Annotated in this window: 12 protein-coding genes; 6 read left to right on the forward strand and 6 right to left on the reverse strand. The window is 39.1% G+C overall.

Annotation, left to right across the window (positions count from 1 at the left end; all coding sequences use genetic code 11):
• Positions 1 to 7: 7 nt before the first annotated feature.
• Both C7R94_RS22350 and C7R94_RS22355 read left to right on the forward strand, forming a co-directional pair.
• Positions 8 to 583, forward strand: coding sequence for an NAD(P)H-dependent oxidoreductase (locus C7R94_RS22350; RefSeq protein ID WP_106784851.1), 576 nt, complete (start codon positions 8 to 10; stop codon positions 581 to 583).
• 326 nt (positions 584 to 909) lie between these two features.
• Entirely contained in the window at positions 910 to 1440 is a 531-nt protein-coding gene (locus C7R94_RS22355) for an ECF transporter S component (RefSeq protein WP_106784853.1), read from the forward strand.
• A gap of 126 nt (positions 1441 to 1566) precedes the next feature.
• Here C7R94_RS22355 and C7R94_RS22360 read toward each other — a convergent pair whose 3' ends face one another.
• On the reverse strand, positions 1567 to 2898 hold the full coding sequence (locus C7R94_RS22360; RefSeq protein ID WP_106784856.1) for an MFS transporter: 1332 nt from the start codon (positions 2896 to 2898) through the stop codon (positions 1567 to 1569).
• A 270-nt stretch (positions 2899 to 3168) separates the two neighbouring features.
• Between C7R94_RS22360 and C7R94_RS22365 the strand changes: the two genes are divergently transcribed.
• From C7R94_RS22365 to C7R94_RS22370, 3 genes are read left to right on the forward strand one after another with little or no spacing between them, the layout of a single operon-like run.
• Entirely contained in the window at positions 3169 to 4341 is a 1173-nt protein-coding gene (locus C7R94_RS22365) for a LytS/YhcK type 5TM receptor domain-containing protein (RefSeq protein ID WP_255577162.1), read from the forward strand.
• Positions 4338 to 4871 carry a sensor histidine kinase gene (locus C7R94_RS30735; RefSeq protein ID WP_255577163.1) on the forward strand — a complete coding sequence of 178 codons (534 nt, stop codon included), beginning with the start codon at positions 4338 to 4340 and terminating at the stop codon, positions 4869 to 4871. The genes C7R94_RS22365 and C7R94_RS30735 overlap by 4 nt, the downstream gene beginning before the upstream one ends.
• The gene (locus tag C7R94_RS22370; RefSeq protein WP_106784858.1) at positions 4846 to 5589 is read left to right on the forward strand and encodes a LytR/AlgR family response regulator transcription factor; all 744 of its coding nucleotides are present in this window, start codon (positions 4846 to 4848) and stop codon (positions 5587 to 5589) included. The genes C7R94_RS30735 and C7R94_RS22370 overlap by 26 nt, the downstream gene beginning before the upstream one ends.
• 170 nt (positions 5590 to 5759) lie before the next feature.
• Here the strand turns inward: C7R94_RS22370 and C7R94_RS22375 are convergent, their stop codons facing one another.
• The 4 genes from C7R94_RS22375 to C7R94_RS22390 form a co-directional block, all read right to left on the reverse strand.
• The gene (locus C7R94_RS22375; protein ID WP_233220634.1) at positions 5760 to 7181 is read right to left on the reverse strand and encodes a hypothetical protein; all 1422 of its coding nucleotides are present in this window, start codon (positions 7179 to 7181) and stop codon (positions 5760 to 5762) included.
• Positions 7182 to 7516: 335 nt separating this feature from the next.
• Entirely contained in the window at positions 7517 to 7678 is a 162-nt protein-coding gene (locus C7R94_RS30085; RefSeq protein ID WP_158264701.1) for a hypothetical protein, read from the reverse strand.
• Positions 7679 to 8171: 493 nt separating this feature from the next.
• On the reverse strand, positions 8172 to 8894 hold the full coding sequence (locus C7R94_RS22385; protein ID WP_047070647.1) for a hypothetical protein: 723 nt from the start codon (positions 8892 to 8894) through the stop codon (positions 8172 to 8174).
• A gap of 108 nt (positions 8895 to 9002) precedes the next feature.
• Positions 9003 to 9818, reverse strand: a complete 816-nt coding sequence (locus tag C7R94_RS22390; protein ID WP_106784860.1) for a hypothetical protein — start codon at positions 9816 to 9818, stop codon at positions 9003 to 9005.
• Positions 9819 to 10037: 219 nt separating this feature from the next.
• Between C7R94_RS22390 and C7R94_RS22395 the strand changes: the two genes are divergently transcribed.
• Positions 10038 to 11813, forward strand: a complete 1776-nt coding sequence (locus tag C7R94_RS22395) for an HNH endonuclease (RefSeq protein ID WP_047070646.1) — start codon at positions 10038 to 10040, stop codon at positions 11811 to 11813.
• 571 nt (positions 11814 to 12384) lie between these two features.
• On the opposite strand, the gene C7R94_RS22400 is transcribed toward C7R94_RS22395, so the two are convergent.
• Positions 12385 to 13872 (reverse strand): hypothetical protein, encoded by a 1488-nt coding sequence (locus C7R94_RS22400; RefSeq protein ID WP_047070645.1) that lies wholly within the window; start codon positions 13870 to 13872, stop codon positions 12385 to 12387.
• Positions 13873 to 14209 lie beyond the last annotated feature (337 nt).

The raw sequence follows: 14209 nt of genomic DNA on the forward strand, positions 1-14209 counted from the left end.
TATGAAAATGAACATTCTCGTAATCATCGGACATCCAGATCCCGAGAGCTATTGCTCTGCGTTGGCGCATGCCTATATGAAAGGAGCCGAAGGCAAAGACGCGCAAATTCGCACCATTGATTTGAGCCAAATCGCTTTCGACCCAAATTTGAAGCACGGATATCGGAAAAGAACGGAGCTGGAGGATGACTTAAAAGAGGCGCAGGATCTCATCCGTTGGGCGGATCATCTGGTTATTGTCTATCCGACCTGGTGGGGCACGATGCCCGCTATCTTGAAGGGATTTTTCGATCGTGTCTTACTACCCGGATTCGCCTATAAATATCGGGAAGGCTCTCCTCTATGGGATAAGCTGTTAACGGGCAAAACCGCGCATCTGATTGTGACCATGGATACTCCGTCTTGGTACAACCGCTTGATCTACTGGCAGGCCGGACATCTCGTGATGAAACGCAACATTTTGAAGTTTTGCGGGATTAAGCCTGTGAAGGTTACGGAGATCAGTGGGGTGAATGCCGCTGCGGAGGAAAAGCGCAAGAAGTGGTTGGAGAAAGTGAAACAGCTTGGGGAGAGGCTTGCCTAAGCGTACGATGAAAAAGCAGGGACAGAGCGACAAAACAAAAACTCAAGGCTATTTCAGCTTGAGTTTTTCCTGTTGTTTTACTTATCGAGGTGTTTTTGCACACATTCTTAAAACTTCATGCGGCTAAATACGGGGCCATCTTTCAGCAGCGGATAAGCTAGTTTATCCAAATCTGCTACTGTCCTGCACCTGCTTCCTAGCCTATCTCGAGTGTACCTCTTCCGTTGGAATGATTTACCTAGGCAAATAAATCGTACAAAGTGTATTTATTATGTAGCTGATTGTGAGTATGATAATAGTAAAAATAATAAGAAAGAGGCTATCGTATGGATTCTACTTTTTCAGCAAGAAAAGCATCAAAGACGAAAATCTTAGTTATTAACGCACTCTTTATCGCTTTTACTCTCGCAGCCACCATGTTTATCAATTTACGACTCCCGATCATGGGGAACGGTGGCCTCATTCATCTCGGTAACGTGCCTCTTTTAATCGCAGCCTTTGTGTATGGCAGAAAAACAGGAGCTATTGCTGGAGCTTTTGGGATGGGCCTCTTTGACCTTATCTCCGGTTGGACAGCATGGGCGCCGTTTACCTTCGTAATCGTTGGTGCAATGGGCTATGTAGCTGGCCTCATCGCCGAGAAGGTGCCTGGCAATCGGGTATTTGTGTACGCACTGGCAGTTGTCGCTGCATTGGTGATTAAGATCGTGGGCTACTACTTTGTTGAGGTTATTCTTTACGGGAACTGGATTCAGCCGTTTGGCTCCATTCCGGGGAACGTTTTGCAGGTGGTTGTAGCAGCGGTTATTGTGATCCCGCTGGTGGGACGCTTGAAGAAGATTGTAGGGCAAGGGTAAAATTGAAAAATCGCCCAAGAGACATGAGTTCTCTTGGGCGATTTTTTTTGTGAAGAGATGCATCCTTCACCGATGATCCCGGCACATCTACTTTTGTAGGGAAGTTTGAAAATGTCAGTTCGCTACCTATTGATTAGAAGCATGCTTGTCCTTTGCAACATTCAACTCAGCTTCGATCTGAGAGTTTTTCGACGACTCACCCATGCGCCAGTAGACAATGAGGCTTATGGCAATACAAGCTGCTACATAGTAATAGAACAGAGACTCGTTCCCGATGCTTTTGAACCAGAGCGCGATGAACTCCGCTGTACCTCCAAAAATCGCGACGGTCACCCCGTATGGAAAGCCTACGCCCAGAGCGCGAATCGCGGTAGGAAACATCTCGGCTTTCACGATCGCGTTGATGGACGTATAGCCAGTAACAATGATAAGTCCAGACAGCATTAACAAGAAAGCGGCATAAGGGCTAGTCGTTTGTTCCAGGAGCATAAACATCGGTACGGTCCACAATGTTCCAAGAATACCGAAGCCAATCAACAGCGGACGACGTCCAATTCGGTCGGACAGCATACCCGCAAGCGGCTGCAAGACGACGAATACGAGCAAAGCGGTAAAGTTAATCCAGCTGACTACATCTTTCGGCATCCCTACCGTAATCACCATGAATTTTTGCAAATAGGTCGTGTAGGTGTTAAAGGCAATGGTTCCCCCGAGTGTAAGGCCGACGACTGCCAGCACCGCCTTTGGATGCTTCATCAGCTCTCGAAGCGTCCCCGCCTTCTCCTTGTTTTTCGACTCCATTTTGGTATACTGCTCCGATTCGTCCATACTGCGGCGAAGCCACAACACGGCTACTGCACCAAATGCTCCGATGATGAAAGGAATTCTCCAGCCCCATGCCATCATCGCTTCTTCCGAAAGCATTTGCTGCAGGATAATTTGCACACCCAGTGCCAGCAATTGTCCACTGATTAGCGTGACGTACTGAAAGCTAGAATAGAACCCTCGGCGACCACTCGAAGCCATCTCAGACAGGTACGTGGCAGATGTTCCGTATTCCCCGCCAAGCGAAAGACCTTGGAGCAGGCGGGCAAGAACGAGAATAATAGGTGCAAACACGCCGATCGTTTCATAGCTTGGTGTTACGGCAATCACCAGAGAACCACCTGCCATGATGGTAACAGACAGCGTCAGCGCGGCACGGCGCCCATGACGGTCAGCGTATCGACCCAGGAGCAAGCTCCCGATCGGTCTCATTAAAAATCCGATAGCAAAAACAGCGGCAGTATTCAGCAACTGGCTGGTAGGGTCTCCTTTTGGAAAAAACTGAGACGAGAAATACACCGCAAATGCTGCATAGACATACCAGTCATACCATTCAATCAGGTTCCCCAGTGAACCTTTAAAGATGTTGCTTGTGATGCGCCGCGTATTTTCACGATCACTCGTTGGCTTCATTGTTGCCCCCTCCTTATGTTTGACCCGAATCCATTCGCAATTGGGATCGTTTAACCGCTTACAAAAGAAACAAGCTTTTGAAAGGGGTTACATATTTACCCGGATGGATTCTCGAAGAACTGTTTTCATTCTAAGTTGTTTGTTTTGCTAGAATCTATTGAATACTTCCAGATGTGCAAAAACAGCATCTGAGCTGCCGAAAAACCCAGTTGAGTTACATTGATTTTTCGCTCGGATCGGGCTACCCTTTTCCATAGGGAGGCGGCTGTTATGACAATCACTATGCTACTGGGACTGCTTGAAAACATCTCTGTAATTGCAGTCATCGCCCTTATCATCGGCCAACTGGATTACTTTCGGAACATTGTGTACGGGAAAAACAACTGGATGCGGATCGTAATCCTCTCTACGCTGTTTGGGTTCCTGTCGGTAATCGGAACGGAGAATGGGCTACGGGTCAATGACGCACTCGCCAATACGCGCATTGTCGGTGCCGTCGCGGGCGGGTTGATCGGAGGGCCAGTCGTTGGATTTATTGCCGGCCTTATCGGAGGTATTCATCGCTATTCGCTAGGTGGATTTACCGCATTCGCCTGTGCCATCTCAACCGTAATGAACGGCTACTTGGCCGGAATCGTAAGTACGAAAATGAATATGCTGCGTCTGAAATGGCAGCATATCGTACTGATTGGCGTTACAGCCGAGCTCATTCAAAAAGTGTTGGTGCTACTCATGGCCAAGCCTTTTTCAGCGGCACTCGAACTGGAAGTAAAAATCGCGATCCCGACCACGATTATGACCATTGCAGGACTGCTGCTTTTCACGCGCGTTTTCCAAAATCTCAAAATGATGCAAGACCAGTCCGGCGCATTGGGGGCAAACCTGGCCTTGTCGATTGCAAGCCAGACGTTGCCTCATCTGCGGACGGGGCTAAATGAATATTCTGCGAAAAAAACCGCAGAACTGATCCGTGAAATGGCCAGGGTGGATGCAGTCGCGATTACCGACCGCGAAAAGCTGCTCAGCGCAAAAGGACACGAACTGGAGAATCATGTGCAGAAAGAGACGCTGTGCGCACAAGTAGCGGAGGCTGTTTTGACCCACCCTACTGGGGTATGGTGCGACAAAGATTTTGCTCTTCCGCGTCCGCCTCGCCTAAAATCGATCAGCGCCGCATCGTTATACCATCAAAACCAGAAAATCGGGACGCTGCAGTTCTACTATAAAACCTCTTCCTCCAAGACTTCCCAGATCAACGAGAAGCTAGTGGACGGCCTGGCCAAGCTGCTGTCTGTCCAGATTGAACTGGCGGAGATCGAGCATCAAGCGAAAATGCGGAAGCAGGCTGAAGTGAGCGCCCTGCAAGCACAAATCAACCCGCATTTTTTGTTCAACACCTTGGGGACGATTATGTCTTATTGTCGTACAGACCCTGATACTTGATCGGTCATTTAAGTGACATCTTCCGGCGCAATTTGAAAAGCAAGGGAAATCATCACAGCCTGCGGGAAGAACTGGACGGAATCAAATCGTATTTGGAAATTGAGAAGGTCAGATTTAGCAACCGATTAAAGGTGAACATGGAGGTCGACGAATCGCTGCTGGAGTGCAAATTGCCTGTCCTGACTTTGCAGCCGATCGTGGAAAATGCCATTCACCATGGACTTTCTCCAAAAGTTAGCGACTGTCTGCTCACGATTCGAGTGGAACCGTACGACCATGAAGTGAAAATCAGCATTGAAGACAATGGAGTCGGAATCAGTGAAGAACGCTTGGCCGAAATCTGGAACAGCCAAACGAAAGGCATCGGCCTTGTCAATGTCCATTCACGACTGCAATCTATTTATGGCAAAAAATATGGCCTCACGATTCAAAGCAAGCCCGGTTTGGGAACAGTCGTATCCTTTGTCGCTCCGTTATCTGCATTTGAAAAGGAAGTGCATCCAGATGCTCCTGAAAACGATCATCATTGATGACGAGCCAGCTATTTGTTCCGAATTGGAATATTTGCTGAAAAAATATATCGATATCCAGGTGGACGCAATCTATACCAATCCCTTGGAAGCATTGCCTCATATCATCAATTCCGAGCCTGATTTGCTTATGCTTGATATTCAGATGCCCGGAATGAATGGTCTTGAATTTGCCAAAACATTGAATCAGATGTCCAATCCCCCCTTGATCGTTTTTTCGACTGCCTATCATGAACACGCTCTGGAGGCCTTTTCCACGCTGGCAGTGGGCTATTTGACCAAACCGATCATGGAATCGAAATTGGACGACGTGATCCAAAAAGTGAGGACACTGAGGAACCGATCGGCCATGAAAGACCGCACCCCGACAGTTCTCCCGCTGGAAGAGCATGTCTGCATCCGCAAGACCAACAAGATCATCCCGATCCCTGTAGGTCAGATTTACTTTGCGTTTGTGCGGGAGAGAGATTTATATATTGCGACAAAAGAGAGTATCGACAAGTGTGATTTGTCTTTAAATGAGCTGGAGGAGATTTTGAACCGGTCCCGTTCTTTCTTTCGAAGTCATCGGAATTATATTTTGAATGTGAAGCATATTAAAGAAATTATTCCGTGGTTTAATAATACGTATTTGATTAAGATGAATGATGACAGCCAGACGGATATTCCTGTTAGCAGGGGGAAGATGAAAGCGTTTCGGGGTTTGATGAATTTGTGAGTTTGGGGGACCGTGTTTCTCGCATTGCATACCTCAACTCCATACTTTTGTATGGAGAAGAACTGCTGATAATGATCTTTTACAGTAAACTTAGACAAAAAACTGCACCTCCAACTGTTAGATGTGTCTAACACTTGGGGTGCAGTTCAGCTTGCAGCCTAGGTATTTTTTCAAAGTCTACCAAATGGATTTTTTATATTGTTACTTTGCATCCATTTTTTCTTGCTTTGAATAAGCTGATTGAGCTTATCATTTTCTGTACCATAAATTTCACGCTGCCACTTTTGGGTTTCTTGCAAATCATTAAAAGTCAGATATGGATAATCTGGCCTTCCTAGCGTACCATTTGGAAAATACGCATAATGTAAATCACTGCTTTCTGTAATCCATTTCCCTCCTATATTTTCTATACCGTACAATAATTTTTCGGCAAGGATTTTATAATTTTCATTATGAAAATGGTTGTACATTTTATACAAGTAATTAATCTCTGCTAATTGGTGATTTAGAGAAACATGAGTTGGCCAATTTCCGTTTGGGTGGGCATAGTCTTCTACAAGCCAACCAACTTTACCACCTAATACATTAAAATGATTTTTTTCTGCGTGATTACTGAAATAATCGGCGAATCTTTGTGTTGCTTTACAAAATTGCTCTTCTTGATATTTTTTACATCCTTCTAATAAGAGATCAGCTTGCCCTATATTAAACCTGGTATCGAAAAAACCATCTTGGATCCCATAATCGTTTTGGAGCCAAGTAGAGGCCGGCAATGATTTCCAATACCCTTCCGCTTCCTGATTCTTCAATGCTGTTTCCAACATTACATATCCCATATCTTCGGCAATTCTACTTTCTCCGGTGTATATGAATGATTTTAAGATGTAGTTCTCAGGAATCCTCCAAAATGAATTCGCATTATATGGCAAATATGTCGAAGGAGATTTGACATAATAACCATCATAGGACCATTTCCCTTTTCTATTTAGATCTAAAGTCAGCCAGATGTCTGACATCCGTCCATAATCCCAACGAACAAGTTTTTCATTAGATTCGAGTGCCCAAATTTCACTAATTAACCCTTGATAAACTGGTAAGGTAATCTCTAATAAGTATCCTTCTTCATCTTTTATTACTTGTATCTGTTCTTGTAGATCAAATTTTTCTTCAATCGTGCCTTTTCCCAAATTTGCATACACATTTGGCATGCTGATCCAAATGTTTCTATTTTCGGTTTCAATGAAACCTGTTGATAATGGCAAAAATTGAACGTCATTTAGTTTTATTATCTTCCAGACACTTTTCTCAAATTTATTATCTTGATATTCGTTATACCTAAACACCGCATTATTACCAGGAACTCTTAAATGGAAAACATATGGGGAAGAATCCTTGTGTGCTTCGATTCTTTTTATCCAATACAAGTCATTATTCCTGAATTGATATTTCTGCTCCACAACTGTTCCAAATTCAAACGTGGATTCATTTGACTGCAATATTGGTTTTTCCGTACTTTCGTTGTTCTTGTAGAGTAGTAATATACAGATAAAAAGAACAAACGCAGTACCAATTATTAGTGGCTTTTTTCTCATAATATCCTCTTTAGATAATTTCATTTTATTTATTTTGAAAATCACTATGCCATAATGTGGTATTTTTGAAAATCCTTATCTTAGACGTTTAAGAATTGTATTTTGTTTCTCTTTTTTTAAAATTTTTTAGTGATATTCAAAAATGTCAGCATCACGCGACGCTATGTACACCGAATACTTCGTATATTTTTGAGAGAGCTGTTGGACGAGCCATTAAAATGGAGAACTTACATTGGAGCCTGCAGTAACTATGGGGATACGTTGAGAGATGGTTGATGAAGAGGAAACACTTTTCATTGAGGTTCGTGAATCAGTAGCAAAAGCTGCACGTCAGGTTATATCGTCAAGGACGATAAGAAAAAAAAATCCCGACGCTCCATCGCTGTTCCTTCCGAGGTTGTTCCACTGATCCAGAAGCTGACTAATGCGGTAAAGAAAAATAAGTTATACTCGGTACCGGTTTGCAGGAAAACGACAAAATGCTGCTCTTTGGACAAGACAACTGCCTACCCACTTACCCTGACTCTCCACTTAACTGGTTTAGTATATTTCTCAAGCGGCATGGACTCAATCACAAAAACGTGATCTCTTCACGGATTGCGTCACAGTTATGCAACATATCTACTTTTCAAAGTTTACTAGCTAACAGAGATCCAGGAGCTACTTGGTCACTCCAATATCCGGATCACAGGGGAACTGTATACTCACTTCCTTGCCAGAAAATGAACAAAAGAGCTACAGTCGTGTTCAGCGGGTTGAAGAAAGGTGAAAAAATCCGTCCCCAATCCTCTGTATTGGCTACCTTCCCCAAGAATGACGAAAACCCCTGATTTATCAAGGGTTTTAATGTCTTTCATATGGTGGAGCATAGCGGGATTTAACCGCTGACCTCTACACTGCCAGTGTAGCGCTCTCCCGAAATAGGCAGTCTCACTACTACCCAAGACGCCACGAAACCACGATCTATGAGCATTAATGAGTTACTTATTTTCATACTTTATCGGATTCATCTCTAAATTTAATCAAACTATCTTCAAGTTTCTCCAGTAGTCTCTTTTTTATATTTACATTAACTATTAAATTGTCCAAAATAAAATTGGAAATCCGCTTAAAAAAACCTACACATATTGCTATGAATAATATCCCTAGAGCCAAAAAAACAATAAGGAGTAAGGTTTCTTCAGCATTATTGCTTGCTATCTTTTTAAACAATAAAATTACATACTGAGACCAAATTGGCACAAAAAGTGCAATAAATATACCTGGAGCTACTAATGGAGGTAACTTGCTTCGTTCAATATCTTTATCAATATACTTTATTAGTAGTTCGAGTTTATCACTAGTATATAGACCCTTTTCCTTTAGATAATCGACGAAGATTTGATCTTGTATCCTGTTAAACTCTTCCGTTCTCCACATACCTTTCTTTGGCCTAATTGAATATCTTCTCCGCACCACATCTTTTGCCTTTAAATCGAGTATGCTTACAGTTATTATAGTAACGGCTAATGTAGCCAAGAATAGTACAACTATAGAAGAAAAAATCCAGATACTGATAAAAACAAGTGGAACTGTTATTATTGCTAAATACCCTGTTAATATTAGTAAAATCAGCATAATGGCACTAAATGTATATGTTATTTTAAAATGTCTAAAGACCAATGCATAAGCTGATACATTATCTTTATAATATTTAATGAGTTCTTCTACCATTCTTATAACAATCTCCTGTTTTGCTTATTAATATTTACGAATTTATTTAGTTGACCTAGACTTCTTCTATATAGGTCTTTCTAGTACTACTCACTTCTTTTTCCTATTTCAATTTTTCTTTCGTCTTCTCGGAAGTGCGGAAACTCCGTTCCCTAATCCGTTACCACCCAACAAAATATTATCATCCCCAACCTCAGGCCAATATTCCTCTCTAACATCATGCAAATTAATCCGTATAAATGCTTCATCGCTCAAGTTACTTCCACAGTATTGAGTTAACTCTTCAAGTCCCTCATATTTTTCCACATCAGAAACAATAAAACCAATTGGGAAATACTTCATTATACTAAAAATTCCAATGCCTCTTTTGAAATCCTCCCAAGATCCCCTGTATTTTGGCATCCCCACATCTCTTATTATTTTTATACTTGAATAGGGGTAAATCCAATAAAAAATTCTTAGCCCTTCAGGAGATATTAGCGAATCATCTAACACATATTTTCTAAATCGGTCATCAAATTTACTTTCTCCGTACTCTCCAGATGCTGAAAGCATATGGCCAATAACAGCCTTTGCTAAGAGCCCGGGCCTGGTTTTAACTCTTATAATACCTTTAGGTAATTGAATGGATGTTTTTACCATTAACATAATGTCAGTCGTAAATTCATTCAAAACAGTATCAAACCTTGAACCAAGTAGTCCGTTATTACAGCTTCCACAAATACTCCTATACTTTACACCGTTTTGTGAAAATGTATAACTCTTTTTTGCTCCGCCAGTTAAATATTGAATAATAGATTCTTGCTCTACTTCTGTAACTTTATATCCTCCTTGTGGTGGAACGTGATCCCATGTTAGTTGAGCTATCTGACTACATATATTACATCTATCTATTTTTTCTCTTTTGAATTTTAAGTAATGCATTAATATCAGACTCCTTCAGCCTTTATTAATATCAATTTTTAAAAGAAACGATATTAAACCTGATAAAGTTTTTTCATTTCATATATGGAAAATGGTAAACCTTTTGATCAAAAATTGAGACTTAACAACTACTTTCGATTCAACTGTTAAAATAGAGATGTACCTCCAAAAATTATAATTAAATTAATTAAAGCACTATTAATTAAGGCTGGTGAAAAGATGAAAGTAAATCCAAGAGATCCTATAGTAAAATTTGCAATACTTGAGGCTCACAATTTTGTTTGCTTCTATACTAAAGAAAGATTGAATTTATTAAATTGTACCATAGACCATATCATACCTCAGTCATTCGAGAATAAATCTGACATCTTATTGAAGTATATCAAAAATTATACTGGGGAGTTTGATATTAATAATCTTGATAATTTAGTCCCGTCTAGTTTTGATGCTAATACTGCCAAAGGAGATAAAGAATATGATGTTAATACAGTGTTGCACTATATAGAACAAGCAAAATCTAAAGTTCAAAAAATTTCAAAACGCATAGAACAACTTAAAACGTATAAAAACATTGAAAGATCTCTTGCCATTATTAGCAACCATGTGATTTCTTCTACTAATCCCAGAGAAGAAATATCAAAGTTAATTGAGTTTATTAATAATGAAAGAGATAGCTTTGAAGAAAAGCATTTCGTCTCAGATGATCATTTTGTACTCAGCCTGCCTTCAGTAAGTTTAGATGCTTATTTACCTAGATCATTTAAGGAACAAGGTTGTTGTTTGCTGATGTTTCGCAGTCTATTTTTGAGTGACTGTATGATTACATTAAATCACCATCAAATTATTCAACAACTTTTTAAAGGTCTTAACACTAAACCACAATTGGGTAAAAGAGGCTTTATCCCATTTATAAATCAGTACTCCCCGAATATTTATTATGTTCAAATAGGAAATAATCGGTTTACATTATTAGAAAATGAAGTTGAGGAATTGTGTCAAATAGTCGATGAATTTTCTAACGTATACATTAATAAATTTAAGTCTCTAGAGAAACAATACGAAACTTGCAACTTCAATAAAATTAACCCAATAAATTTCTCTGTTAACATGTTTGAAATGAATCGACATCTTTGGAATTTGCTTGTTCAATTTTCATGGGAATTCGATTATGCTAAAGGTAATACAGAGTGGCATATTTTTAATGCAACAAACGGCACTATTGTTATTTATCCAAATAATACAATACTATCACGTTTTTATCCCGTTCATTCTGAAAATAACGTATATAGTTCTTTTATGCACTTAGATGAATCGGTTTGTATTGTTTGGGAACCAATAGAACAGCCAGATTTAATAAATATGAAAACTGCTTGGGGGGCTAAAGAGGCTTACTTATGGATGACGAAAAAGTTTATTCCTTATGTAATTTATTACACTGAGATCGTAAAAAAAAAGAAATCGTTTAAGAGAACTATTACATATGCCGAATTTCAAAATCAATTTGATATAAATCAATACATCAATTTCTCAAGTTTCGCTCATTTTGAACATAGTTTAGGGACAATAACTAACCTTTCTGAATTAAATAGTTTAGTTGGAAATTTACAAGTCTTTTTCACTAGTAATCAAAACATTTATATATCTCCTATCGAAGCAAAAAAAACTTACGAAGCCCTTTCCTTATTAGTTCTCCATACATTATTACCTGATTATGCATATGATTATATAGGAGGGAAATTATCTTGTGATAAAATTCGAACTCAATCAGGCATACTTCAATTTCTCAAGCATAAGATAAACACCATTGATCAACATGAATATAATGAAATCACTATTGATTTAATATGTAGATGCATTCTTGAGGTCATTAGGTATACTATAAGACAGCCGTCTCTAGCCATAAATCAAGCTATTTTAGATGAGCTAAAGAGTTTATTATTTCCAATTTGGAAAAAGTATGAAGTTGAGAAATATATTATTCGAATGGCAAATTGATTTTAACAGAAGGAGGGTATGATTTAAGTAGAATCACACCCTCTTTATATAATCTTTTTAATGGAGCCCTTCTTAAAAAATCAACCATAAAAGTATGTCGAATTGGATTCATGGACAGGCGTAGTGTAGTTATTTCTCCAGGATATCCTTGTCCCTTGATTTCATCTAACAGCACCATCGCTTACAGACATACTTTTCTTTTAACGAATATAAGTTTTGAAAGGGGATAAATACATCCGATTGCAGATTTTCCTTAGTAGGTTGTTGCCTCTGCTTTTTTCAGTCAGTTACGGATTGTCTTTAGATCTCTCCCCAACTCCGTTGGAAATTTGTGTGATTGTCATTCCTTTCTGGCCCATATCCTTATTCACAAATAAACTCCCCTTTCAGGACTCTCAACTATCACCCATGCCGGACGCACACAAGATTGCCAATTTACATAATTGACTACGTAGTATGCATAATACTTTTGAACAGTTTATTTTAGTTACGATTTGATTGAAGTGTTGGCTGCGGTTGGAACAGTAGCTTTAGATCGACTGGATAAAAAAACAGGAATATTGTTTTAGAACTACCCGTTTAAGATTATTATTCTTTTAATCATTTCGAGAGATTTTTCGATCCCATCTTTTTCTTCATTTTTTATTGATTCAAGCATTTCAATTATATCATTGTCGTCCAAAGGAATGATTAAACCCCTATCATCTTTAAAGGTGTCTGAGCATCTCTGATAAAGTAACTTCTTATCTACTATAGTTCTGCACATTAATATTCCAAATTTACCTTTATTAAAGGCAAATCTCCCAGACAACTGATCCAATTCCGGATTTGCGATATCTTTTCCATAATTTTTACATTCAATAAAAACATAAGGACAAAAAATCTTATTTATGTCTTGTAGCCTATAAAAGAAGCCGCTACAAGAAATATTGTTCATCACAATATCTACTCGTTTTCTTCCCTGATGAAGTTTTTCTTCAATAGTTGGGTTGTTAAGATGAGGATAAAAAAGTATTTCCAATACTGATCTGATAAATTTGTGATACTCTGAAGCATGTTTTGTGCCTATTGGGATACTCTTAAGATTCATTACTAACGCATCAATAATTTTATTTATATCCTCATGCCCTGTAAATTGCATTATTTCATCGTTTGACAGAGACTTCACTGTCCCTGTTCGTGTTTTTCTGAACCTCTCAAAAAGCTCTGGCTTATTTTGAGTGTACTGTCTTAAAAAATCTTTTCTACTTTCAAACTCACCATCGGCAATTTGTTTACTAATTGCTTTGTCGACATCTTTCTTTGGAAGAAAATACTTTTCTTTTCCGTTTTTGTATTTCTTAAATTTTACCAGAGCACTTCTTCGTCTTAACTGTTCATCACGCTCTTCGCTTATAACAAAGTGCCAGCCATACTTCTGGGCGTTATACTCGGAGATATAAGACACGATCGCTTTTGGAACTAATACTAACTCACGTCCTTTATAGAAAAGCAATTCATCTTGGCAAGTAACCCAATCTTCTTCAATAGGATCCCAGTAAGGTAAAGACTCGTTTATTGTTAAAGGGATACCCCATATTTTACATTGTTCTTTTGTATAATCTATCAAGTGCTTCCTGATAATATTTGTGGTCATATCAGAAAGTTTATCTTTATCTACATCATCAACGAATACAATAATATCTTCAATATTTTGAACAACACCCGTTTCAATTGCTTTACTTCTAATAATCTCCTTTATTATTCCAGTTGCATTTTCTTCACCTACTCCCCTACCGTTATCAGTACCTGTACGGCTGATACCTAGGCAAGTCTCTTTAGGCTCTGACATAAATTGAAACAGTTCAATTGCTTTAGCATGCTCATCATTTCGAATATGTTCTGCTATTTTTGAGAAAAAACTTTTTATTGTTCGATCTACCTCTATAGACCATGGATCAGTTCTAGTTGAAATTAAGTATGGATCTATGTACAATGGGTAATCTTTTTTTAGATTGATATCCACAAAATCAAGCTGAACTTGTTGTACTCCAAGATTGAAAATTTCGCTAATTTTCATTGACTACCCTCCATTTTATTTACATAATCACCTAACGTTATATGTGATATAATTATCGCACTTTAGGCTTAGTATTTTAGACTTAGTATATCATGGTAGTTTAAATAGTAACGAAATTAAATCAACAAATTCCGACAACTAATATTCATCATATGTACCTTATCGCTATTTTTCCCTTACTACTGTAATATGGAGCATTGCCTGTAAGCGCCTCAAAAAGAGCACTGACTGTCAAGTTTCTTCCAAATTTTTATAGTGGAATGTAACTAAGGGATTGAACCCTGACATAGTATTGGAATATGGATCCAGACACTACTTTCTTACTAGCAACTCAAAG

It is taken from the genome of Brevibacillus sp. NRRL NRS-603 (assembly GCF_003013445.1).
Lineage (GTDB): Bacteria > Bacillota > Bacilli > Brevibacillales > Brevibacillaceae > Brevibacillus > Brevibacillus formosus.

What these genes read in the sequence shown, in the direction of transcription:
- C7R94_RS22355 (WP_106784853.1), top strand. Translation starts at nt 910, where the DNA reads ATGGATTCTACTTTTTCAGCAAGAAAAGCATCAAAGACGAAAATCTTA.
- C7R94_RS22390 (WP_106784860.1), bottom strand. Translation starts at nt 9,818, where the DNA reads ATGCATTACTTAAAATTCAAAAGAGAAAAAATAGATAGATGTAATATA.
- C7R94_RS22400 (WP_047070645.1), bottom strand. Translation starts at nt 13,872, where the DNA reads ATGAAAATTAGCGAAATTTTCAATCTTGGAGTACAACAAGTTCAGCTT.
- C7R94_RS22385 (WP_047070647.1), bottom strand. Translation starts at nt 8,894, where the DNA reads ATGGTAGAAGAACTCATTAAATATTATAAAGATAATGTATCAGCTTAT.
- C7R94_RS22350 (WP_106784851.1), top strand. Translation starts at nt 8, where the DNA reads ATGAACATTCTCGTAATCATCGGACATCCAGATCCCGAGAGCTATTGC.
- C7R94_RS22395 (WP_047070646.1), top strand. Translation starts at nt 10,038, where the DNA reads ATGAAAGTAAATCCAAGAGATCCTATAGTAAAATTTGCAATACTTGAG.
- C7R94_RS22370 (WP_106784858.1), top strand. Translation starts at nt 4,846, where the DNA reads ATGCTCCTGAAAACGATCATCATTGATGACGAGCCAGCTATTTGTTCC.
- C7R94_RS22360 (WP_106784856.1), bottom strand. Translation starts at nt 2,898, where the DNA reads ATGAAGCCAACGAGTGATCGTGAAAATACGCGGCGCATCACAAGCAAC.
- C7R94_RS22365 (WP_255577162.1), top strand. Translation starts at nt 3,169, where the DNA reads ATGACAATCACTATGCTACTGGGACTGCTTGAAAACATCTCTGTAATT.
- C7R94_RS22375 (WP_233220634.1), bottom strand. Translation starts at nt 7,181, where the DNA reads ATGAGAAAAAAGCCACTAATAATTGGTACTGCGTTTGTTCTTTTTATC.